The following is a 23,858-nucleotide window of genomic DNA, read 5'->3' as shown; positions in this document are numbered from 1 at the left end:
TACCATTCCTGTTGCTGTCGTATCACCTTCTCACCTCCCGAAGAAACTGAAACTTTATAAATTAAGACAGGTCTCCTGACTTGTGCTTCCTCCTACTTTGAGCCCTTCCCATATTGACACATCCAATACTTAGTGCGTCTTTTACAGTGGTTTACTCATTTCGTCCACACTTACAGTTGCGGGGACAGTTCTGGATTTCCACCAGATTCCCTATTAAGCCTCATGGCATCTTAACTTACTATTAACTATATAAAGAGCATATTTAATTTATAAACATATTATTAGATAGTAATTATATACGAACATATATTACTTTTCAATTTAATCTAGTATAATTCAAACTTCGTAAACTGAATTTAATATATTCTTAACAATTAGATAATTCCTTAAAAAATATTATTCAACTTTTAGTAAACTAGGCAGAAGCTAAGTTGGACATCACATAACTTTAATGCAAATTTTTCTTTAAAAAAACGGATGCCGGCATCTAAATTTAACGATGCTTTCATCCGTTTTTATATTAATTGGCTGATGAACTATTTTTGTAATATTAGCGTACTGTACGCGGGCAATACGATAGTATCCTTCACATCCTCATTTTCATAAGATGAATAATAAATATTGTTCATTTTTTCAACATTCTTAACTGTTATTTCCTTTTTACTTACATTGTGAATAACCAATACTTCTTCTTTTTCAGTCGTTCTTTTAAAAGCAATTAATCCTGCTTGATTATAGGAAACAGCTTCAATATCCCCTTGTTTTAGAGGCTTACTGTCTTTTCTTGCATGAATTAAATTTTTATAATGATAAAATAAAGAAGCATTGTTTTTCATTTGAACAGATAATGATTTATCCGCTCTATTTACGTTATATTTTGCATCGATCCATTTCGTCTGGGATGGATCCTCATTCATATCCCAAATAAACGGTTCTCTAATATATTCATCAGGCTTTATTCCTTCAAGACCAATTTCTTCTCCATAATACAGGAATGGAGTTCCAGGTAATGTCATTAATAAGGACGCAGCCATTTTAGCTTTATCTATATCTCCGTTCACTTCACTCATAATTCGATTTGTATCATGATTGGATAAAAAAGTAGAATCAATATAGCTTTTATTATTATTTTGATAAAACTCTCGAATGCCAATAAGTCGATTTACAATACCGGCATCTTGCTCAAATTTTACCGTTTTAATGATTTTTTCGCTTAATTCAAAATTAAATCCTGAGTTTAACCCTTTTAAATATGGGCCAATTACCCCTGGGCTGGCCCATATTTCTCCAACCAAAAACACATTTTGGTTTACTTTTTTCATTTCAGCATGAAACTCTTTCCAAAAATCCGCATTTTTCCCATGGTTGTTTGAGGCTTGATACGAGGAGTAAATGAATTTGGCAGCATCTAACCGAAACCCATCTACCCCTGCTTTTTCTAACCAAAACTTTCCTACCCTAATCATCTCAGAACGGACTTCAGGGTTATCATAATTTAGATCTGGCATGGCCTCTGAAAATACCCCTTCATAAATGTTTTCATCATTGCCGTGCCAAATTTGTTGTCCGTAATCACCTAATTGACCTAAGTTTGTCTCTTGATTCGCCCAAACATAGTAATTCCGGTAAATAGGATCTCCCGCTAACGCTTTTTGGAACCAAGGGTGTTCTCTTGAAGTATGGTTTAATACCAAGTCGATGATGACATGGATGTTTCGCTTATGAGCTTCATTGACTAATTTTTTTACATTTTCAAATGTACCAAAATCGGAATTTACTTTTTCATAGTCAATTACATCATATCCGTGATAGCTCGGAGATGTCATTATAGGCGTTAGCCAAATACCTTCAACACCTAAATCTTTTAAATAATCTAATTTACTTATCACTCCATTTAGATCACCTATACGATCACCGTTACTATCCGCAAAGGATCTTACAAAAATTTCATAATAAATATTAGGATGTTCTGTATGCTTTGTTGGCGAAGCCGTTTTTTCAGAGGATCGTGAATCCTCATGGTTGTTTTGTTTCTGACAACCTATTAATAGGATCGCAATAAGCATTAAGACAACCCATTTCTTTTGTATTAATTTCAAACCCGTTCCCTCTTTCCATCTACTTGTAGGCACTGTAAAAAGAGTATTCTAATGTGACCTTTTAACATTTGGAAGCATGATATGAGGTATATCTTTCATGGTTAACGAAGGCGATATACGCGGGCTTCATAAGGGCGAAGGACTATCTCATTTACCTGACTTCTTGGATCTACTTCGTAGTTACTAATAAGTAATTCTTGATTAGTAAACTTGATGTCACTTGGTAGCTTAAAAACAGGATTTTCACTAGTAAAATTACATACTATGACTAGTTTTTCTTCATTCAATGTCCTAGTAAACGCATAAATCTGCTCATTTCCTTCCATTAATATGTCAAACGTCCCATACACTATGATGTCATTTTTTTTTCGAAGCTGAATTAATTTTTTATAGTAATGAAAAATAGAGTTTGGATCCTTTTTTACATTTTCTGCGTTAATCTCCCGATAATTTGGATTTACCTTAATCCAAGGAACCCCAGTTGTAAAACCAGCATTTGGCTCATTCGTCCATTGGACAGGCGTTCTCGCATTATCGCGGCTTCTTTCGTGTATGCCCTTCATCATTTGTTCATGGGTAAGCTTACCTGTTTTCACATAATCCTGATAAGCATTAAGGGTTTCAATGTCTTGATAATCTTCAACATTTTCAAACTTTACATTTGTCATCCCGATTTCTTCCCCTTGATAAATGTAAGGAGTACCTTGATGCAAATGTAAGCAAGTAGCCAACATTTTTGCAGAAACAGTACGAAATTCAAGATCATCACAACCAAAACGAGATACTGCACGTGGCTGGTCGTGATTGCTCCAATATAAACTGTTCCATCCGTCCTCTTTTAGCCCATATTGCCAGCGGCTAAATATTTCTTTCAGCTCGGTTAATTTCCATTCCACAGGTGTCCACTTCCAATATGGTCCATCTCCAACAGAAACATGCTCAAAATGAAACACCATTTGCAGTTCATTTCGATCTTTGCCAGTGTATAGCTTCGCATCTTCAATTGTTGCACCTGGCATTTCACCTACTGTGATCGTATCATAGTTTGATAGCACTTTTTTATTCATTTCTTGTAAGTAATCATGAATTTTTGGCCCATTTAGAAAATATTGCCACCCATCACCAAACTCATATCCTTCTTTCATCTGTCCATCTGGCAAACCATCAACCTTTGAGATAAAGTTAATGACATCCATTCGAAAGCCATCCACACCCTTTTCCAGCCAAAAGTTCATTAGATCATATACCTCTTGGCGGAGCTTTGGATTCTCCCAATTTAAGTCAGGCTGTTTTTTAGAAAAAAGGTGAAGATAATACTCATTTGTATTCTCCTCATATTCCCAAACTGATCCGCCAAAACAAGCTCCCCAGTTATTTGGAAGACTGCCATCATTCTTGGCAGGACGCCATATATAATAATCACGATAAGGATTATCTTTTGATTTTTTCGCTTCAATAAACCACGGGTGTTCATCTGAAGAATGATTGACGACTAGATCCAACATGATTTTGATCCCTCGATTATGGGCTTCCGATAGCAACAGATCAAAATCCTTCATGGTACCAAATTCGTTCATAATATCTCGATAGTTGCTTATATCATAACCGTTATCATCATTTGGTGATTGATAAATAGGACTAAGCCACAAAACATCAATTCCAAGCTCTTTTAAGTGATCGAGTTTAGAAATAATGCCTTGTATATCGCCAATGCCATCACCATTGCTATCCATAAAGCTTCTTGGATAAATTTGATAAACAACAGCTTCCTTCCACCAATTTTTTTCCATATAATCCTCTCCTATCTATTTCATCTCCTTTATTAGCTGTTTTCTATTGGCTTACTAACTCATTACAGTTATAAAGTGATGTATCAACAAAGATTGCATTTTCTATTCATGTATGAAAAATGATTATTATCCTTTGTCAGCCCCAGCCGTAATCCCTTCAATTAAGTATCTTTGCATAAAAATAAACAATAATGTGACTGGTACAGCGATCATGACACAACCTGCAGCAAAAACGGTAAACTCAGGTGCTGTATTTTCTCCCAGCATATCAAACAAGCCAACGGCAAGTGTCTTTTTCTCAGGGCTGCGTAAAACGAGTTTTGCGAAAATAAAGTCTGTGAAAGCTGCGTTAAATGCCATTAATGATGTATAAACAATTAATGGTTTAGAAAGCGGCAAAATAATTTTTAGAAAAATGAGCATATGACCTGCTCCATCAATTCTCGCAGCTTCAATAATTCCTTTTGGCATTGTATCAAAAAAGTTTTTTGCAAATAAGAACCCTAATGGTGCCCCAGCAACATACACTATAATAATAGCGAAATGTGTATTAAGCAGATTCATTTGGGTGAGTAATATATAAATGGCAATCATACTCATAAAACCTGGGAATAAACCTAATACAAGCAAACTATTCATTATATTCTTTCTTCCTGTAAATCTAAAGGTAGAAAAGATATAACCCGTAATAAGCGTGGAAATGGTCCCACAAATCATGCTGATAACCGCAATTTTTATCGTGTTAAAATACCATTGAGCAAACGGAAAGGCAGTGAAGAGCCTTAAATAATGATCAAAGGTAATTTTTGTCGGAATTAGTGTTTCACTATATAACGATGTACCAGGACGAAGAGAAGCTAGGATCACCCATATGGCCGGATAGAGACAAAAAATAGCAATGATGATTAAGGCAAGATAACTTAAAGTCAACTGGACTCTTTTTTTCGTTTTAAGCATTAGTGTGTATCCTCCTCTCTAAACGCTTTCGTACGACGCAGATTGATTATGGCAAAAACCGATAAAATGACAAAAATAAAGACCCCTATAACTGATGCGAAATTATATTGCCCTTGTATCAAGGAAAGCTTAAATAGCCATGTGATCAATATATCTGTATGACCAGCAAATCTGTAATCTGCATTTGTCGGCATACCATTTGTGATTAAATAAATGATATTGAAGTTATTAATATTAGCGACAAACTGCATTAGAAGGATCGGCGCCATCGTTATCATGACTGACGGATACGTAATTAAACGCAGTTTTTGAAAACCATTTGCACCATCAATTTCTGCAGCTTCATACATATCTTTCGAAATCGTTGACAATATACCAATAATCATTAGCATTGTTACAGGAAAACCGAACCAGAAATTGATTAATATAATGGTGAATTTCGCCCACTCTGGATCTGATAACCACGGAATTTGTGAAAATCCCATTAACTTAAGATATTGGTTTATTGGTCCAAATTGACCATTGAATATGTTTCGAAGAATCAAAGCCGATACAAACATCGGAATAGCAAAAGGAATAATAAAGAGCGTACGCCATACTTTTTTAAATTTGATTTCTTTCTGTTGAACTAATAAGGCAACAGCAAATCCACCTATGAAACAAGTAATTGTAGCGAAAAAAGCCCAAACAAATGTCCAAATCGTTACACCATAGAAGGTTGTGCTCCATGATTTAATTTTAAATATATCTAGAAACGTTTTAAATCCATGCCAATCAACAAGATGAGCAGGCGGCATATTTTCTCTAGTGTAATTCGTAAATGCAATTAAGATCATAAAAATAATTGGCAAGATCGTAAAGAAAAATACGCCTAGCAAAGGAAACGAAATTACAATTTGTGGAAATCGATAATCCAGTACATATTTAATTGTTTGCTTGAAGGTATTTGGCTTCCGTCTTTCTTCACGTAGCTTCCCAACTAAATATGCATCCTTTATATTTAGAACATACACTCCTGTAACTAATAACAGGATGAATAAGGTAATTAATCCTTCTACCAATAAAAATATGGAGTGATCTCCCATTACATTTTGATAAATTCTTCCGACTTTTTCGAGTCTCGTTTCTTTTTCTCCTAAAGTGACTAATCCCCATAATGCATGTGGCAGTCGAGAAATGATTGTGTACAGTCCAAAAGCGTGGATGCCTAACAATATGATCGCTTTAATATATTGTTTATTATAAAGCTGACCTAAACCCATGCTCAGGATTGATAAAATCATAGCTTTTTTACGATGATGTTGTATTTCTGTAGGATGCATCTTTTCATCATGCATACTCATGAACGAACATCTCCCTTCAAACGAATTTTGAAAAGCGGAAGCGCCTTGATTACCTTGAAGAAAAATGTTCGCTTGGCTCAAAAAAAATGCTTTTTACATTTAGAGACAAAGTGTTATTTTTCGCAAGGGCTAAGGTGCTAAAGCTATACACATGCCTACCTTCCAAAAACTTATCTATCTTTTATAAGAAAACCACCTGGCATTTGATACCAGGTGGCCATCAATTAGAAACTCCCTTTTAATTGTTACTTACTACCTGTTTCAATGCTTTCTTTCATTTTTTCCTCAGCTTTTTCTAATGTCTTTTTAATGTCTGCTCCATTCCAAACCAGCTCTAAAGTAGGAGTCACATTGCCCCAGAAGTATTCCATCTCAGGGATATTTGGCATAGGAACTGTGTTAGCCGCTTGTTTAATAGAACCTTGAAGAATTGGTTTATCTTTATACTTATCTAACTCATCTGAAACCCCTTTATATACAGGGATATCCCCAACTAAATATGCTCGTTTCATTTGCATATCTTTAGAAGCCATAAAGTGTGCAAATAGCTTAGAAGCATTTGGATATTTTGTATACGCACTTACATAGAAGCTGCTAATTCCAGAGAAAGCAAGTGGATTTTTGTCTCCAGGCATTTTAGGTAATGGAACTACATCAAGTTTAAATGGCACATCTTTGTAGGAAGCAGCATTAAAAGTACCATCAATATTTAAACCAACTTTTCCTTCCTGGAATAGACCTGTTTTCACATCACGTGTAATATCTGTATTTTTGATTGGCAAAATTTCTTTTAATGAACGGAAAAACTCCATTCCTTTGATTGAACCCTCATTGCTAATTCCAAGATCATTCTTATCAGTGCCGTTCTTGCCAAAAATATAACCGCCATAGCCATTTAAAAAGGACTGTACAAAATACGGGCTATTCGTTTCCATCATAAAGCCATATTTATTGTTTGGAATATCGTTAATCTTTTTAGAAATTTCTTTTACTTCATCCCATGTTTCAAGTTTAGCATCTCCTACAAGATCTCTGTTGACATACATCGCGTATGTAAACATGTAATTCGGATAGCCATATACAATGTTTTCAAAGCTTACCGCATCGATAGCTGACGGGATTGTATTCTCTTTTGTTTCTTCTTCGAAATAGTCATTTGGTAAAATAAGACCTGATTTTGCCGCATCTCCCACTCTGTCATGTCCGAAAACAATTAAATCTGCTCCAAGTCCTGCTGGTCCATCCGTTTTAAGTCGATCTAATGTCTCTGTATAAAAAACATCCTCAAGTTCCACATCAATATTATATTGTTTCTCAAAATCAGCAATTGCTTCATCCATGAATTGGTCTTTCACTGTCCAAACCTTTAGCTTTGCTCCCTTTTCTGGCTTTAGCTCATCAGAAGCACTGTCAGCTGCTCCATTATCTGCAGGTTTTTGTTCATTTTTTGATTGTCCACTACACGCTGTAAGTAATAACATCATTAATGCAAGCAATACGACTGCGATTTGTTTCATTTTCATTTTACTTCTACCCCTTCATAAATGAATTAATAAAATTTTCATGCAAAAGCTTTAAAGATCTTAAAATTCTATTTGTTTGCTTCTCAGCTCACTTTCACCCCCTATTTGCAAATTCTGTATGATAAAAAAATTCTTAAATAATCAGAAAGAGCTGCGTGATTTCAAAAATTCATTAACGCTCTGCTTACATTCCAAGAATTTTTCACTACCCAAAAGGGGTTATTAATTGAGCCATTTAACGAATAGCTTTTTCAGTTGATTTATCGAAGAAATGGCATTTATTCATATCAATCGCTAAGGTAATTTGATCACCAAAGCTGTATTTTATTCTACTTTTTACTTTTGCAATTAGATTGATGGAATTAATCTTGGCATAAAGGTATAATTCAGATCCCATGTTTTCTACTACATCTATTTCAGCTTTTATCTCTGGAAATGTATCCATGCCAGATGAAGCTTCATAAATATCTTCTGGACGAATTCCAAAACTGATTTCTTTCCCAATGTATCCTTCAGAGCGAAGTGCACTTGCTTTTTCCTCAGAAATTTGAAGACTAACACCTGTTCCTTTAAAGAATAAATTTGTACCTTCTTCTATAATCTCTCCATCTATAAAATTCATAGAAGGAGACCCAATAAATCCAGCAACATATTTATTGACTGGAAATTCATATATGTCTGTTGGAGTTGCAACCTGTTGAATCTCTCCGTCATACATGACAACAATGCGATCTCCCATTGTCATAGCCTCTGTCTGATCATGGGTTACATATACGAAGGTTGTTTCTAAGCGCTTGTGTAATTTGCTAATCTCAGAACGCATTTGAACGCGTAGCTTTGCATCCAGGTTGGATAAAGGCTCATCCATTAAAAATACTTGTGGGTGACGAACAATTGCACGACCTAAAGCAACACGTTGGCGCTGCCCTCCAGAAAGTGCTTTTGGTTTTCTCTTTAACAGAGGCTCTAAATTTAATATTTTCGCAGCTTCCATTACTTGTTTTTCAATTTCTTTCTTAGGTACTTTCCTTAATTTCAAGCTGAAAGCCATATTGTCAAATACCGTCATATGTGGATAAAGCGCATAGCTTTGAAAGACCATTGCAATATCACGATCTTTAGGAGCAACATCATTAACAAGGCGATCACCTATATAAAATTCACCTTCCGATATGTCTTCTAACCCAGCGATCATTCTTAGAGTTGTAGATTTTCCACAGCCAGATGGACCAACCAGTACTAAAAATTCCTTATCCTTAACCTCCAAGTGGAAATCTTTTACTGTATATGGGTTGTTATCATACCTTTTCTTTACGTGTTTAAAACTTAAACCTGCCATTTGGATTTCTCCTTTCTCCTATTTAGATCTATTGATGTATAATCCTTTAAACTAATGTTATTTTCCGTTAAAAGGCCATACTTCATTCAATGAATAATAAGTCTTTAGCTTAAGGTAGTTAACTTATATACTCTTGCTTCATAAGGCTGAAGCAGAATTACTGAAATTTCATCAGGCTCTATTTCTTTATAATTACTAATAAGTCTTTCTTTCTTGTCATATATAATTGTGCTTGGCAAGTAGAAAGTTGGCGTTTCTTTAGAAAAGTTACAAATTACTAATAATGTTTCATTACCTAATGTTCGAATATAAGAGAAAATTTGTTCATGATCATCTAAAATAAGCTGATAGTCTCCGTAAACAACAATATCGTGTTCCTTACGCAGCTGAATAAGCTTTCTATAGTAATGGAAAATGGAATTAGGATCTTCTAAGCACTGTGCGGCATTAATCTCTTCGTAATTTGGATTTACATTGATCCAAGGATTTCCGGAAGTAAATCCTGCATTTTCGGAATCATCCCATTGAAAAGGAGTTCTTGCATTATCTCTTCCTTTAACGTAGATAGATTCCATGATGATGTCATGTGGAACTCCCTCACTTCTTTTTTCCTTATACATATTGAGCGTCTCAATATCCTTATACTCTTCAATTGTCGGAAAATGAACATTCGTCATCCCAATCTCTTCACCTTGATAAATATAAGGCGTCCCCTGCATCATATGACAAACAGTTGCAAGCATTTTTGCAGACTGGGTTCTGTATTTTTTATCATCGCCAAATCTAGATACTTGACGAGGAACATCATGATTACTAAAATACAAGGAATTCCATCCTTTACCATTTAATTCAATTTGCCATTTTGACAAATTTGATTTAATAAAGGAAAGAGGCAATCGATGAGTTTCCCATTTTCCGCCAAGCTCAGAACTAAAGCCTAAATGCTCAAATTGAAAAATCATATTTAGTTCCTTACGGTCTTCACCTGTATACAAAAGGGCATCCTCCGTTGTAACCCCAGGCATTTCTCCAACTGTCATAATGTCGTACTTCGAAAGAACTTCCTTTTGCATTTCTTGTAAAAACTCATGAATTCTTGGTCCATTTAAAAAACCTTGGCCACCAGTAGCATATTTTGTTCCATTCGGATTTGGTGAATCAGGTAAACCTGGTACTTTAGAAAGTAAATTGATGACATCCATTCGAAAACCATCAACTCCTTTATCTAGCCACCATTTCATCATGCTATAGATTTCCTGACGCACTTCAACATTTTCCCAATTTAAATCTGGTTGTTTCTTCGAGAAACAGTGCAAATAAAATTCTTCCGTTTTCTCATCGAATTCCCATGCCGAACCACTAAAGAAAGATGCCCAGTTATTTGGTTCCTTCCCATCTTTAGCTTGTCTCCAAATATAATAATCCCTTTTTGGATGATTTTTGGATGAACGAGATTCTATAAACCATTTATGTTCATCCGAGGTATGATTCACTACTAAATCCATCATGAGCTTCATTCCACGTTCATGTAAGCCTTGTAAAAGCAATTCCCAATCCTGCATTGTTCCAAATTCATTCATAATATCCTGGTAATCACTTATGTCATAGCCATTATCATCATTTGGTGATTTATAAACAGGTGATAACCAAATCACATCGATGCCTAGTTCTTTTAAATAATCTAATTTTGAAATAATCCCTTGCAAATCACCAATGCCATCTCCGTTGCTATCCATAAAGCTACGTGGATAAATTTGGTAAACCACACTTTCTTTCCACCATTTCCTCACTTCTGCATTCATCCTCCATTTTTTATGTACATGTATTTTCTTTTATTTTTTAACCTTTTGAAAAAGCAAAATAAAAAAGGAAAACCTTTTCCTATTAGACTAAATTATTTTATCCAGTGATTGTTTTATTCTATTCGGAAGGAAAACCTTTTCCTGTAATTAAAAAATAAACTTTATAATAGATTCATTAAAGGTTCTATTTAAAATAGGAATTTTCTTAAGATGTGACAAACAAGAAAACCTTTTCCCAAAACATTATAATATATTAATTGATAAAATAAATGTTTTTTTGATAAAATTCCAGAAAAAATATTTTAGAAATTTCTGATATTAAATTAGAAAAAGCATTTATTGTCGAAAACTTATTTGATATGCTATTGAAACTCATTTTATGAATAAATTACTTAACTGTCTACTAAGTTGTTAGATTATTTAACATCATTTCTATGTTTTTTAACCTTTCAATCACAAAAAATGAGAAATTTGACTGATCATCAGATCGAATTATAACTCTTCAATAAAGGTAACGTTGTTAAGATTTTTTATTAGCCAGAGTTGTTTCCCCACCGCCCCTAAAATGTTTCATTTCTTTTTTTAGCCTAAAAAATGAACAATACCTATGTATTTATTTTTTTCATTCTCATATCTTTTATAAAAGGGGGACAAGCACCATGAATGCAGGATTATTATTAAGTGCTTTTTGTACAGTCATTGGCTCTATTCCAGCACTTTTCTTGCAAAATTTATCTCATAAAGTAAAGGATAACCTACTTGCTTATAGTGCTGGCATAATGGTTGCAGCGTCTACCTACGGTTTAATACCATCCACCATCAAATTATCGAATTGGTGGGTGCTAACGATTGGGATGTTACTTGGAGTTAGTATGTTAACATTTTTAGAGAGTATTCTTCCACATCATGAAGCAGATCATAAAATTCCATCCATACATCAAACAAATCCACAACTTCTGCTCATAGCGATGGCCATACATAATGTGCCTGAGGGATTATCGATTGGGATAAGCTACGCCAGTCAATATAAAGGATTAGGTCAGCTTGTATCATTTGCGATCGGACTCCAGAATATTCCTGAAGGATTTTTAATTTCATTATTTCTTATTGCTACAAAGATTTCTAGAATGAAAACCATTATGATTACATTGTTCACAGGAATGATTGAGTTATTTGCATCTTATGTAGGATTAACATTCTCTGAAGGGATTGAGTTCATTATCCCTTATGGTTTAGCATTTGCTGCAGGTGCCATGCTTTTTGTCGTTTATAAAGAAATCATTCCTGAAAGTCACGGGGACGGAAATGAGAGGACAGCAACGTTCTCTTTTATTATAGGATTATTAACAATGGTAGCCCTTACAGAATGGATTAGATAAGGTGAAACTTCCATCAGTGTGAGTTTTCCGACGTACAGGAAGTAATAGTGCAGACAATGCGACAGGACATCGCGCTTATGTCTGCGTTTATCCCCCACTAATGGAAGTTTCATTTTATTATTTAGATTTAAACATGCGTCAAAACAAAGTAATGACCATTTTTAAACCTGTTAAGATGAGTCCAATGACAAAGCCACACACAGCACCATTTACTCGAATCCATTGCAAATCTTTTCCAATGTTATTTTCCATCATATCAATTAACGTTTTATCATCAAGCTTATTTAAATTTTCTTGTACAAGGTCACCGATTTTCGAATGATTTTTCTCAATAATAATGGCAAGCCCATTTTGAATCCAACCTTCAACGAGTGTATTTTTCTCCGGCTCATCTTTAAATTGGCTGATAAACTTTGATATGTATGGGAGAAGATGTTCGTCCATAAAACTTGTATTTTGAACTTTTTCTACTAAATTTCTTTTTAGTTTTTCTAACATCCTTTCTAACGTATCTTCTGAATCCCAATCATTAATTAGCTTATTCTTCCACTGATCAATTTCTTCAATCAGATTTTGGTTATTTTTCATTTTTCTCAGCTCTGTTCGAACGTGAAAAAGCAAGCTTTGTCGATAACTATTATCTTTTTTGCTTAATGCCTTTATCCCATTCAAAATAAGGTTTTGTATTATACTTCCTAATTTTTCTTCATTCATAAGACTTTGAAAAGATTTCAAAGCAAACTGTAAAAATCCATCTAATTCAATCCCATTTAATGCTTTCATGGCCCAACTTCCAAGCTGGCTGCTTCGATTCTCCTCTATTGCCCATTTCTCAACTTTCCCCAACAGAAAATCTAATGCTTTTTCATCATATTCACGAATGACAACCTGATCGACAATCTTTTGAAGAACCGCCTTTGTTTCGATTGACAGGAGGAATGATTTAAGTTCCTTTCCTATAAAAGGTATAGCCTTTTCAAAGTTTATGCGATTCACATTTTTCTCGATCAACATCGTTATCAATCTTTTGACTGAATCAGAATGCAGCTCTTTTTCAATCATTGAAACGATTTTATTCGTTACATTAATATGCACCATTTTTTCGCGTAGACTTTCTTTTGTGAGCCAATCATTTTGTAGAGTAGTGACAAGAGATTCCGTCATTTTTTTTCTTTTTTTCGGTAATAATGCGGTATGGGGTATTGGCAACCCTAAAGGATGACGAAATAAGGCTGTTACGGCAAACCAGTCAGCTAAACCACCAACGAGTCCTGCCTCAAAGCCACCTTGTATTAAATAACCATAAGATGTATCTTGTATTGGGATCGTGCCTAAAAAACCCGCACCCATAATTCCTAGTGATATACTTGCATAATGTTTAGATTTCTTTGATTGGATCTTATTTTTTTGCTCCATTTTATTCCCTCATTCATAATCATCTTCATCCATTTTACTATAACTATATAATAATGTGAAACCTTCATCTAATGTGATTCTCTTCTCGATCATTGAAGAGAAATCATTGGTATGACAATAAGACAAGCTCTTTCTAAAAAATACATTAAAAATTCAAAATATTTCATTGTGTTTTGTAAAAAAGAGGGTTGATTCCTTGACTGAATTCATTCATTATTGTATATTATAGTCATCATTGAACAGAATATATTTTCGCTAATACATACTACTAGCTCTGCTATGTTTTGTTTTATGAGAATATTTATTTTTTTAGACACAAGAAGTGTCTTGAAAGTCTTAGGAGGAAAAGTTAACATGCAAAACGGTAAAGTAAAATGGTTTAATAACGAAAAAGGTTTTGGATTTATCGAAGTTGAAGGTGGAGACGACGTATTCGTTCACTTCACTGCGATCCAAGGAGATGGTTTTAAATCTTTAGAAGAAGGTCAAGAAGTTTCTTTTGAAATCGTTGAAGGAAACCGTGGACCACAAGCTGCTAACGTAGTAAAACTTTAATCTCACTATTTCTATATAAATGCTTTGGCTGGCGAAATTCGCCAGTCTTTATTTTTTTTGAAAACTTCTCAATAAATGTCTAAACAACCTGTGGAGGACACCGCTTTTCTTTACGATAGCTTCTCTCCACAGTTTTTTATTTTTTCTCCAACTGTACACTTCGAAATACAGAAACGATGGGCATAACGCCTTCCTTTTTCTTCTTTATGAAATTTAAACAAGAAACAGTCCTTGCAATAATTTTCAATTAATTCTTCTACTTCATTAAGTATTTTTTTCCGATTCAAAAGAACTCCTCCTTTCATTTGTATATGTTTAAATAATTTGCATTTTACTATGAACTATTTTACCTTCTAACGCTTGTGTCGCTAGTTTATCTGCTTCCTTATTCTCTTTCCTTGTAATAGGTGTATAGGTTGGTTTTATTTTTAATTGATCGATTTTCGCTTCTATCTTATCAAGCCAATAATTTAAATCATCCTCATAACAAGGCCATTCCCCTTCTAATTGTTTCAACACAACTTGAGAATCTCCTTTAAATTCACAAGACATATGATGAACTTCTTGCTCCTCTAATAAGGAAACAGCAAAGTACATAGCTGCGTATTCAGCCTCATTATTGGTATCCATTTCATCAAATAGCTCGTTAGCTCTGATTCGAAACTTCTTTTTACCTTGTTTATAATATAATACGACTCCTAAACCTGCTTGTTTCTTTTCTTTATAATAGCCACCATCAAAAAAGACGACAATATCATGAGGTTCTTCTTCTATTTCAGCCCATAATTTTTTAAGTTCTTTTGTATTCCAAGTTGAGCCTTCTTCATCATAGTAGGTTATTTCTGTTCCTTTCCCACTTTTCTCAAGCTCTTCACCTGATTGAATCGCAAGCTCTGCATCGATCCAATCTGAGGTAAAAAAAACACCTTGCCCTCCTTTAAGTTTATATTTCCACTCCAATTTATATTTCATATCCTTCACCTTTCTAAGATTGTTTCTTCTACTACTTATTATTTATGAAAAGAAATTCAGGATGAGACATTAAAAAGCGATTTTTTTTAAACACGTATCGGTTTACTGTATTTATAAAAATGTACAGCCGCTTCAACGTACAAGGAGTGGCCGAGGAGTCTTTTATGGTCTAGTCTTGCGCTTTCGTATTATCCCCTTAACTTTAATTTCTATTTTACCATGACTTGGATGTTAACAGTCTGAAGTGAACGGTTTTATTTTTCCATTTTTGATTTTTCCACTAATATAGGCAGCTAGTATCTTTTTTCTGCATCAAGTTGAGTAATTTCATGATGATTTATCGTACAATCTATTTATGATAAACTAACTCTTAGCTTATTGATCCTAAATTATGGAGGATATGATTTTGATTGAAGTGTACATAGATGGTGCAAGTGCAGGTGATCCTGGGCCAAGCGGTGCAGGCATTTTTATAAAAGGACATGGCAAAGCAGAGAAATACTCGATTCCGCTTGGAATAATGAGCAATCATGAGGCTGAATTTCATGCATTAATTAAAGGGTTAGAGATTTGCATTCAATCTGACTACCAAATCGTTTCATTTCGGACGGATTCAGAACTAGTAAATCGATCGTATGAAAAAGAATTTGTAAAAAATAAAAAATATGCCCCCTTGCTTGAACAAGCACTTGTTCTAAGCAGACAGCTAACGTTATTTTTTATTAAGTGGATCCCAAGTGATGAAAATAAATCAGCTGACCAACTAGCACGACTGGCAATCAAAAAAAATAAGTAATTGAAAAAATGTAAATAAAGGAGAACAAATGTAAATTGAAAAAAACATTCTTAGCCGATCTTTCCCTTCTACTTGTTGCCCTTTGCTGGGGGGCGACCTTTGTTATGGTCCAAAAAGCCGTATCGATCCTAGATCCGATCACCTTTAATGCCATTAGGTTTACCTTGGCCTTTGCCTTTTTAATTCTATGGCTTTTTCTGTTTGAAAGGAAGTTACTGCGGACACTTAATTGGAAGCTCTGTCTTTCAGGGATGATGATGGGTTTGTGGCTCTTTATTGGCTATGCCTTCCAAACAATTGGTCTGCTTTATACCACCTCAGCCAATGCAGGTTTTATAACAGGATTAAGTGTTGTACTAGTGCCTTTATTTGCTGCACTATTCCTTAAGCATAAACCAAGTATCAATTCCATCATTGGTGTTTTTATTGCAACATTTGGTTTGCATTTCTTAACAATGAAAAATAGCACACAATTAAATACGGGCGATGGGTTGGTATTTTTTTGTGCCATTAGTTTTGCAATTCAAATAATTTTGACAAGCAAATATAGCAAGCACTATTCAACATTGCTGTTAACAATTATTCAAATCGGAACTGCCGCACTATTTTCCTCATTTTATGCTTTATTATTTGAAGATTGGCATCAAATATTCCGAAAAAATGTCATTTTTGATAAGTCTGTCATCGTAGCATTATTCATTACTGCTATATTCGCTACGGCGCTTGCATTTATAGCACAAACAAATTTCCAAAAATTCACGACTCCAACAAGAGTTGCACTTATTTTTTCAATGGAGCCTGTATTTGCTGCGATAACCGCTTATTTTTGGAATGATGAACAATTATCCTCCAGTGCATTCATTGGCTGTCTATTTATTTTTACTGGAATGATCTTTTCAGAATTACCTATTAAAAAAACCTTTCTTTCAGTAAAGAAAGGAAAGGCCGTTTAAAAGAAAAGCGTGGCTGCTAATAGAAAGGATTAATAGTCACGCTATATGCTATTTAAATTAATAAAAGCTGCTTTTCTTTTACGTATTGGATTGCATCGTATCGTGTCTCTATTTTGTTTGCTACGAATCTTTCGAGTAAAGATACATAAAAGCTTCCATCAAAATGCAGCTGTGCTTTTAAGGTTAGTTCAATCGCTGTATTTGTTATTTCATCTGAAGCATTAGTATAGTGTTTTCCAAAATAGATAAAACCAACAGCGTCTTCGGGAAACTGAAATCCTTTGCTTTGTAAGTGAAGCAAGTATTCCTCCACAGTTTTCACAGACATAATCATTCCTCTCTAAACAACTTCCCAAAACATCTTACTAGTTTCATTTTTAGGCTAATTCTTCTTGTATGTTTAAAAAGCGATGAAGTCCCTTTAATTCTACATCTCTAATTTTCATGATGGCTTTTTCTCGATTAATATTAAATATTGCTTCTTCCAGAACGCAATCTACTGGTACATCACATTTAATTTCTGCAAGTGTTCTGCACAAGTGAAGCATTTCAAGATCTTGCTCAATCTTTGTTCGCTGCCCTTTTGTTAATTGATCTAAATTAGAAACAACACCATCGATATGCTCAAATTGCTGAATGAGCTTAATAGCCGTTTTTTCTCCGATCCCCTTCACACCTGGATAATTATCACTCGGATCCCCCATTAATGCTTTGATGTCAATCAATTGCTTCGGTCTAATCCCTTTTTCCTCGAATAAGGTATCCTTTGTATGAATTAGGTAGTTCCCAAAACCTTTTTTTAATAGGACAACTGAGATTCGATCATCTAGCAGCTGCAGAATATCTTGATCGCCTGTCAGAATCAGGATATCCATTTCTTTACCCTTTTTTGCAGCAATCGTCCCGATACAGTCATCTGCCTCATAGCCTTCTAACCCTATATTCGGAACATCAAAAGCTTGCACCATCTCCTTCACAAGGTCAAATTGAGGCATCAATTCGACAGGTGCTTCAGATCGATTTGCTTTATAGTCAGAAAATAGCTCAGTTCGAAAGGTTTTACTCCCCATATCCCAACAAACAGCAACGTGAGACGGCTTAAAGGATTGAATCGCTGTAAAAAAATGCTTCACAAACCCGTAAACTGCATTAGTAGGAGTGCCCTTAGAATTATACATAAATTGCCCTGTAACCGCCGTGGCAAAAAAAGCTCGAAATAATAGAGCCATCCCATCAACAAGCAGCAAGGATTCTTTTTTCACTGTATTCAAAATATTTCCCCCTAAAAAAACTTGTACATGGATTATTATAGCACGGAAAAACACAATTTTTTTATATACCTTTAAATGTGTAGTGATGATTTATTTAAAAAGAAAAAAGGATGACTCATCATTTTATATATGATGGATCATCCCTCACGAATGAAACACTCTATCAATATCTATGATTCTTCTCCTTTCACTACTGGGTTATCATCATAAGAAACCCAATCGCTATAGCTCCCTGCATAGAGCTTTACGTTTTGATAACCAGCCATTTTTAAAGCTATGTAATTAGGGGAGGCTGTTACGCCTGACCCGCAATAAACAATGATAGGCTCCTCTTGATTTAGCTCAGCAAATCTTTTTTTCTGCTCTTCTTTATTTTTAAATGAACCTTGTTCCAATCCATCTGACCACACTTTATTGATTGCACCTGGAATATGTCCGGGTCTTTTATCGATTGGCTCAATTTCTCCTAAATAGCGTCTTTCATCTCTTGAATCAATTAATATAGGCGATTTTTTCTTTTGATCGACAGCTTCCTTCACTTCCTCATAAGAAGCAAGCATCTCTTTCCGAATATTTAGATCAAATTTTGCTAATTCAACTTCAGGTACTTCCTTCGTCGTTGAGTAGCCAGCTTCTACCCACCCTTTAAAACCTTCATTTAATACGTACACCTCATCATGACCTATGTAAGTCATCATCCACCAAAATCTAGATGCATACTGCCCTTCCCCATCATCATAGGCGATAACAATTTTAGTATTGTCGATTCCTGCTTTTTCTACTTCCATTTGAAATTGGTCTATTTCAGGCAACGGGTGCCTTCCCCCGTGCTTTGAAACAGGAGCGGATAATTTCTTTTCTAAATCAAAGTAGTATGCACCAGGGAGATGGCTTTTTAGATAAAGCTTTTCTCCTTCATCTGGATTTCCTAATTGAAAGCGGCAATCCACAATTTTAACCTTCTCATTATTTAATTGTTCAGCGAGCCATTGCTTTTCCACAACAAAATTCACTTTAACCGACTCCCATCATTTAGATTCAATAATTTCTTTTCTGTTTCCTTAAGCTGATCAATTGGAAAATGTTCGCTTAAAGATGACATAATGCCTGCGTAATAAAGATCAGATTGATCAATCATATCAGCCACCATGTTCGTCCAGTTTTGTTCAAGGATGCTTTTATAGTGATTTTCGAGACGATCTCCTTGTATTTGTAAATAGTCATCAGCTGGCTCTTTCATCACTGCTTCAATCTCTTCACTCAATAGGTTTCTGCCGTCCCCTTCAAAAAAGAATTTCGGATTTTTAAAATACGCTAAAGCTTTTTGGAAAAGACTCGTTTCAATGTTTTCAAATGCTGCTTTAAATGTAATACTATCGCTTTTTTGTCTCTCATATTCGCTAAAGGAAAGTTCATGATTAATCTTTATTAGAGATTGAATCATCTGATTCTGATATTCAGATAGCATCTGATAAATAAATGCTTCTAACCTAAGTGTCGTTGCACGTAATTCCTGTGCAAAATCAAATCCAAAGGAAGAAAGAAATTCCTTTAATGCATATTGTAAAGAAGATTTTATCGTTCGATTGTCTCCTTTTATCACAGCAGGATTAAAGGCTTCACGAATAAAATCCTGGTAACGAAAAAACACTCTTTGCTTTAAATAATACAAAAGCTCATCTGTTTCCTGCTGCAATCTCTCGAAAAGAAATTCTGGTTGTTCTCCTTTAATCATAGCAGATACTTTTATCTTTTCATCTGTAATCGCCTGTTTTCTTATCTCTTTTTCTTCTTTTCCTAATTCATAGCTTCGGATCAAATGTTTTAACTGCTGGATCGCCCTATCCCATTCATTTTCTGCACGTGCTATGCTTAACATCATAAGATCTTTTTCTAAAAAGGAATAAAAATCATTTTCAAAAGCATGGATTCGAGAATCATTTATTCTTGATCCTTCAAGCTTTTCTATTAATGCTATTAAACTAGAAACCCCGTACAAATGCGGGCTGCGAATTCCAAATGTGATTAATTGCTTTTTCACATAGTTCATTACTGCCTGCAGATCCTCTTCTCGTTCTGCTAAATCAATTGCATTGACAAGAAAGAACATTTTATCAAGTTCAAATGCATCCTTTACACGTCCAAGTTGAATTAAAAATTCTCGATCTGCTTTTGAAAATGCATGGTGGTAGTAGGTGATAAACAAGATTGCATCCGAATTTTTTATATAATCAAATGAAACAGCCGTATGCCGTGCATTAATGGAATCTGCTCCTGGTGTATCCACTAGCGTAATACCCTTTCTTGTGAAAGAACAATCATAATACACCTCGATCAGTTCAACGAAACATGATTTTTCTTCCTGTACAACATAAAATTGAAATTCTTTTAAATCAACTTCAATCATATTTCCTAACTGATTTTCGTAGCTTTCATACCCATTAGAAAAAGCTTGAAGGAAGTTGTAATGAACGTTTTTGCTTCCACTCCTCTCATTTTTTCTATTATTTATCACTTTTTTAATAAAATCTTGTGCTTCCGATAAATTTTTTGCTTTTAATTGAAAGGTTTGAAGAGACAAGTTTATATCCTGCAGCATACTTTCCGTTGATTTTAGCTTTACTAACACCGTTCCATGAGGATGTGCTTGATCAATCGGCATGATTTTATTTATTGATGCTGTCGTTGGATTTGGCGAAACAGGCAATAGCTTTGTGCCTAATAAGGCATTGGCAAACGATGATTTCCCAGCACTAAAGGCTCCGAATAATGCAACGGTAAACTGTTTATTTTCTACCCTTTTTGCTTTATCCAATAATCGATCAGCTATTTTATGAAACCCTGGTAGATTCTTAAGTTCTTGGGCAGTGATATATAACCGATTGATGATGGAAGAATGCTTAACTGAATTTTTTTCTATGATTGCCTTATGAGTAACAGCGGCAAACTCTTCTTGCTTTTCTTTTGGTTTTAATAAAACGGGTGCTTCCTTCACAATTTCTATATCTTCGAACGATTCTGATAATAGTTGCTCTGTCTTCACAATATCTAACTCATGATAAGGATTCGATAAGATATCATTGACGAGCGCATTCATTTTTTCCACTTCAGCTGCCATTATCTCTAGCTCTTCAGAGGCATTTATATAGTCTTGTAAATTCTTTTGATTGACTTTCGATTGTTTAGAAAGCTTTTCATTATTTTCTTGCAATCGTTTAATATAACGCTCGAAAATATCACCTAAAGCTTTTCTAGCAATCTTCTTCAATAATTCTGCTATTTCATTTGTATATAATAAAACATAATCACCAGAAAGTCCGGCTGCTTTATTAACGGACTGAACGAGCAGTTCCTCTGTAAAAGGAACCTGATAATGTTGAACCATTTTTAATAAAGATGGATCATCGACGTTATTTTCCTTGATGCCTTTATAGAAAAGCTCTTTTATATGCCAATCTATTTGTGATTTTACTTGTTCAGACAAAGACTGATAAAAACGATTGAGCCGTGAATGTCTCTCTATTTGAGCTTTCTTTTTCGAAAAAAGGAATCCAATTTTATAATCTGGTTGACAGGACTGTAAATAGCTTTCAGCTAGTTCGCGAATTTGATATGGCATGAGATACGCATTTTTAAGAATAGAATCCACATTATTACGGATGCTCAATTCATTTTCACGTACGAACTTTTGCAAACGCTGAAGTTTATTTACCTCTTCTTCATATTTTAATCGAAGTTGACTCTTTTCCTGTTCTGACAACTCATTTAATAGAAGGCTAGAATGATAACTTCTTCTTTCGTCACGTTCTTTTAAAAACATCAAATGATCGTCAGCTATTTTTCTTAATGAATTAGCAATAGAATGCCTCATCTGTTCATGTCCATACAATATTCTATGTTGAATAAAGTGCTGAAGCTTTATCAGTTCATTAAGGGGATGCTTCTCATCTTTTAATGAGGTAAAGAAAAAATAAATAGGATGCACTCCCCAAGAAGCAAAGGATTCTGCAACCGTACTTGTAAAGGTTTGAAAATCAATTTCTTCATTGCGATGCTTATCAATTTGATTAATGATCAGTACTATTTCCTTCCCTGCTAAAGCTAATTCCTTTGTAAATAAAAAATTAACTTCTGATTGGACATGATTATAGTCCATAACATAAAGAACTAGGTCCGCAATATGGAGGGAAGATTCTGTCGCTATGCGATGGGCATCATCTGTTGAGTCTATACCTGGTGTATCCATAAATACAACATTCTCTGGGAGCTTGCAGGAAGAGCAAATTAGTTCAACAACTTCAATTTCATCCCCATTCATGCAAAAAGATCGGATCATTTCAATATCATAGGGAGCTGGGTAAAGCTTTGGGTTTTCCTTTTTATAATAGACTTTAGCTCCATCTTTTCCATTTTTTATTTTAACTAGATTTGCACTTGTCGGGATCGGGCTTGAAGGGACCAACTCTTCTCCTAATAAAAAATTAATCATACTTGATTTGCCAGCAGAGAAATGACCGCAAAATGCAATGTTATATTCTTCTTTTTTCAATTTTAACGCAACCTGCTTCACTTTTTCTGCATTCTCGTTATCTTGATTTTCTAAAAATAAACGATAAAGCAGACCCATTCCATGGAAATAAGTGTTTTTATCTTCTCTCGGAACAATTTGTACCATGAAATAAAAAACCCCTTATAATTTAAGTTATTTTTATTGTAAACGATTTAATATTGTATTCCCAATTATTAGACTAAGAATTGTTGAGTTGAAAATGATTGGAATACAGAAATCGTTCACTTTCGATTAAGAAACAAGTTATAATGGTTCGTAAGAGGTGTTGATATGCTATACATAATAAAAGTAATTTACGGATTTTTGATGCCGCCTGGTATCTTTATTATTTTATTTCTATTCATGAGCATTTTTTTTTACAGACATAAAAAAAGACTTGCTAGTTGGTTGCTATTTATTACTGTCTCTTTGTATCTATTATCTATTCCAGTTACTGGTGATCTGTTGATTCACTCGTTGGAATCAGACTACGATCCCCCAAGCTCTTTAGATGGAGATGTCATTATTATGCTTGGTGCAGGAGCTACTCGCGGGACCGCTGACATTGACGGAAATGGGCAGCTTTCAGGAGATGCTGCAAACAGACTGTTAACAGTTGCAAGACTATATAAAAAAACCGAGCTACCTATTATTGTTTCTGGTGGAAGTGTTTTTAAAGATTCTGGAAATGAAGCTGAGATTGCAAAACGCCAGCTTATAGGTTTAGGAATTCCAGAAAATAAGATTTACATTGAAAATAAAAGCTTAAATACAACACAAAACGCAAAATTTACAAAAGTAATATTGAAAGCTAATCATTTTCAAAAGCCTATATTAGTAACCTCTGCCTATCATATGAAACGATCGATGCAAAATTTCTCGAAAATCGGGGTAAACCCTACACCCTTTCCAACAGATTATAAAACAAGTGCAGAGCTTCGAGTTTATGTAAGTAAATTTGTTCCTTCTGATTTTGGACATGTAAGAATCGCCCTAAAAGAATATTTAGGACAGCTTGCCATTTCGATTAAAAATTAAAGTATTCATATGTTCAATTATTTACATTTTATTAACATTATTAGGGAAATTTATTCAAATTTGTGTAGTAAAATAA

Annotated in this window: 19 protein-coding genes and 1 riboswitch; of the genes, 5 read left to right on the top strand and 14 right to left on the bottom strand. The window is 34.5% G+C overall.

Annotation, left to right across the window (positions count from 1 at the left end; genetic code table 11):
- Positions 1–48: 48 nt before the first annotated feature.
- A riboswitch (cobalamin riboswitch) is annotated at positions 49–248 on the bottom strand.
- Between the two features lie 288 nt (positions 249–536).
- From FDO66_RS18000 to FDO66_RS17970, 7 genes are all read right to left on the bottom strand, one after another.
- A complete protein-coding gene (locus tag FDO66_RS18000) occupies positions 537–2,099 on the bottom strand; it encodes an alpha-amylase family glycosyl hydrolase (RefSeq protein ID WP_141434048.1) in 1,563 nt (520 codons plus the stop codon).
- Positions 2,100–2,200: 101 nt separating this feature from the next.
- Positions 2,201–3,889, bottom strand: a complete 1,689-nt coding sequence (locus FDO66_RS17995; RefSeq protein WP_141434047.1) for a glycoside hydrolase family 13 protein — start codon at positions 3,887–3,889, stop codon at positions 2,201–2,203.
- 126 nt (positions 3,890–4,015) lie between these two features.
- On the bottom strand, positions 4,016–4,846 hold the full coding sequence (locus FDO66_RS17990; protein WP_141434046.1) for a sugar ABC transporter permease: 831 nt from the start codon (positions 4,844–4,846) through the stop codon (positions 4,016–4,018).
- Positions 4,846–6,189: a sugar ABC transporter permease gene (locus tag FDO66_RS17985; RefSeq protein ID WP_258535780.1), complete on the bottom strand. Its 1,344-nt coding sequence runs from the start codon at positions 6,187–6,189 to the stop codon at positions 4,846–4,848. The genes FDO66_RS17990 and FDO66_RS17985 overlap by 1 nt, the downstream gene beginning before the upstream one ends.
- Before the next feature lie 245 nt (positions 6,190–6,434).
- The gene (locus FDO66_RS17980) at positions 6,435–7,712 is read right to left on the bottom strand and encodes a sugar ABC transporter substrate-binding protein (protein ID WP_141434045.1); all 1,278 of its coding nucleotides are present in this window, start codon (positions 7,710–7,712) and stop codon (positions 6,435–6,437) included.
- Between the two features lie 235 nt (positions 7,713–7,947).
- Entirely contained in the window at positions 7,948–9,051 is a 1,104-nt protein-coding gene (locus FDO66_RS17975; protein WP_141434044.1) for an ABC transporter ATP-binding protein, read from the bottom strand.
- A 104-nt stretch (positions 9,052–9,155) separates the two neighbouring features.
- Positions 9,156–10,853 (bottom strand): glycoside hydrolase family 13 protein, encoded by a 1,698-nt coding sequence (locus FDO66_RS17970; RefSeq protein WP_141434043.1) that lies wholly within the window; start codon positions 10,851–10,853, stop codon positions 9,156–9,158.
- A gap of 659 nt (positions 10,854–11,512) precedes the next feature.
- Between FDO66_RS17970 and FDO66_RS17965 the strand changes: the two genes are divergently transcribed.
- Positions 11,513–12,232 carry a ZIP family metal transporter gene (locus tag FDO66_RS17965; RefSeq protein ID WP_141434042.1) on the top strand — a complete coding sequence of 240 codons (720 nt, stop codon included), beginning with the start codon at positions 11,513–11,515 and terminating at the stop codon, positions 12,230–12,232.
- Between the two features lie 138 nt (positions 12,233–12,370).
- Here FDO66_RS17965 and FDO66_RS17960 read toward each other — a convergent pair whose 3' ends face one another.
- On the bottom strand, positions 12,371–13,648 hold the full coding sequence (locus FDO66_RS17960; protein ID WP_141434041.1) for a DUF445 domain-containing protein: 1,278 nt from the start codon (positions 13,646–13,648) through the stop codon (positions 12,371–12,373).
- A gap of 354 nt (positions 13,649–14,002) precedes the next feature.
- Between FDO66_RS17960 and cspD the strand changes: the two genes are divergently transcribed.
- On the top strand, positions 14,003–14,203 hold the full coding sequence (cspD, locus tag FDO66_RS17955; protein WP_009791749.1) for a cold-shock protein CspD: 201 nt from the start codon (positions 14,003–14,005) through the stop codon (positions 14,201–14,203).
- A 110-nt stretch (positions 14,204–14,313) separates the two neighbouring features.
- On the opposite strand, the gene FDO66_RS17950 is transcribed toward cspD, so the two are convergent.
- Entirely contained in the window at positions 14,314–14,490 is a 177-nt protein-coding gene (locus FDO66_RS17950) for a zinc-finger domain-containing protein (protein WP_141434040.1), read from the bottom strand.
- 28 nt (positions 14,491–14,518) lie between these two features.
- A complete protein-coding gene (locus FDO66_RS17945) occupies positions 14,519–15,175 on the bottom strand; it encodes a reverse transcriptase-like protein (protein WP_141434039.1) in 657 nt (218 codons plus the stop codon).
- Between the two features lie 406 nt (positions 15,176–15,581).
- On the opposite strand from FDO66_RS17945, the gene FDO66_RS17940 reads away from it, so the two are divergent.
- Together FDO66_RS17940 and FDO66_RS17935 are read left to right on the top strand one after the other, a co-directional pair.
- Positions 15,582–15,971, top strand: a complete 390-nt coding sequence (locus tag FDO66_RS17940; RefSeq protein ID WP_141434038.1) for a reverse transcriptase-like protein — start codon at positions 15,582–15,584, stop codon at positions 15,969–15,971.
- Between the two features lie 35 nt (positions 15,972–16,006).
- On the top strand, positions 16,007–16,924 hold the full coding sequence (locus FDO66_RS17935) for a DMT family transporter (RefSeq protein ID WP_141434037.1): 918 nt from the start codon (positions 16,007–16,009) through the stop codon (positions 16,922–16,924).
- Positions 16,925–16,976: 52 nt separating this feature from the next.
- Here the strand turns inward: FDO66_RS17935 and FDO66_RS17930 are convergent, their stop codons facing one another.
- The 4 genes from FDO66_RS17930 to FDO66_RS17915 all read right to left on the bottom strand — a co-directional run bounded on the left by FDO66_RS17930 (position 16,977) and on the right by FDO66_RS17915 (position 22,870).
- Entirely contained in the window at positions 16,977–17,258 is a 282-nt protein-coding gene (locus tag FDO66_RS17930) for a DUF6123 family protein (protein ID WP_395939810.1), read from the bottom strand.
- 43 nt (positions 17,259–17,301) lie between these two features.
- A complete protein-coding gene (locus FDO66_RS17925) occupies positions 17,302–18,195 on the bottom strand; it encodes a 5'-3' exonuclease (protein ID WP_395939809.1) in 894 nt (297 codons plus the stop codon).
- Positions 18,196–18,365: 170 nt separating this feature from the next.
- Positions 18,366–19,208: a sulfurtransferase gene (locus FDO66_RS17920; protein WP_141434036.1), complete on the bottom strand. Its 843-nt coding sequence runs from the start codon at positions 19,206–19,208 to the stop codon at positions 18,366–18,368.
- A complete protein-coding gene (locus tag FDO66_RS17915; RefSeq protein WP_141434035.1) occupies positions 19,205–22,870 on the bottom strand; it encodes a dynamin family protein in 3,666 nt (1,221 codons plus the stop codon). Before FDO66_RS17915 ends, FDO66_RS17920 begins: the two co-directional genes overlap by 4 nt.
- 165 nt (positions 22,871–23,035) lie before the next feature.
- Here FDO66_RS17915 and FDO66_RS17910 point away from each other — a divergent pair, with 165 nt between their 5' ends.
- Positions 23,036–23,782: a YdcF family protein gene (locus FDO66_RS17910; RefSeq protein ID WP_141434034.1), complete on the top strand. Its 747-nt coding sequence runs from the start codon at positions 23,036–23,038 to the stop codon at positions 23,780–23,782.
- Positions 23,783–23,858: the final 76 nt, after the last annotated feature.

The sequence above is a fragment of the Bacillus sp. 03113 genome, from assembly GCF_006546985.1.
Lineage (GTDB): Bacteria > Bacillota > Bacilli > Bacillales > Cytobacillaceae > VATK01.
Note: the sequence above shows the minus strand (reverse complement) of the source record. Positions and strands in the feature narration are given on the sequence as shown.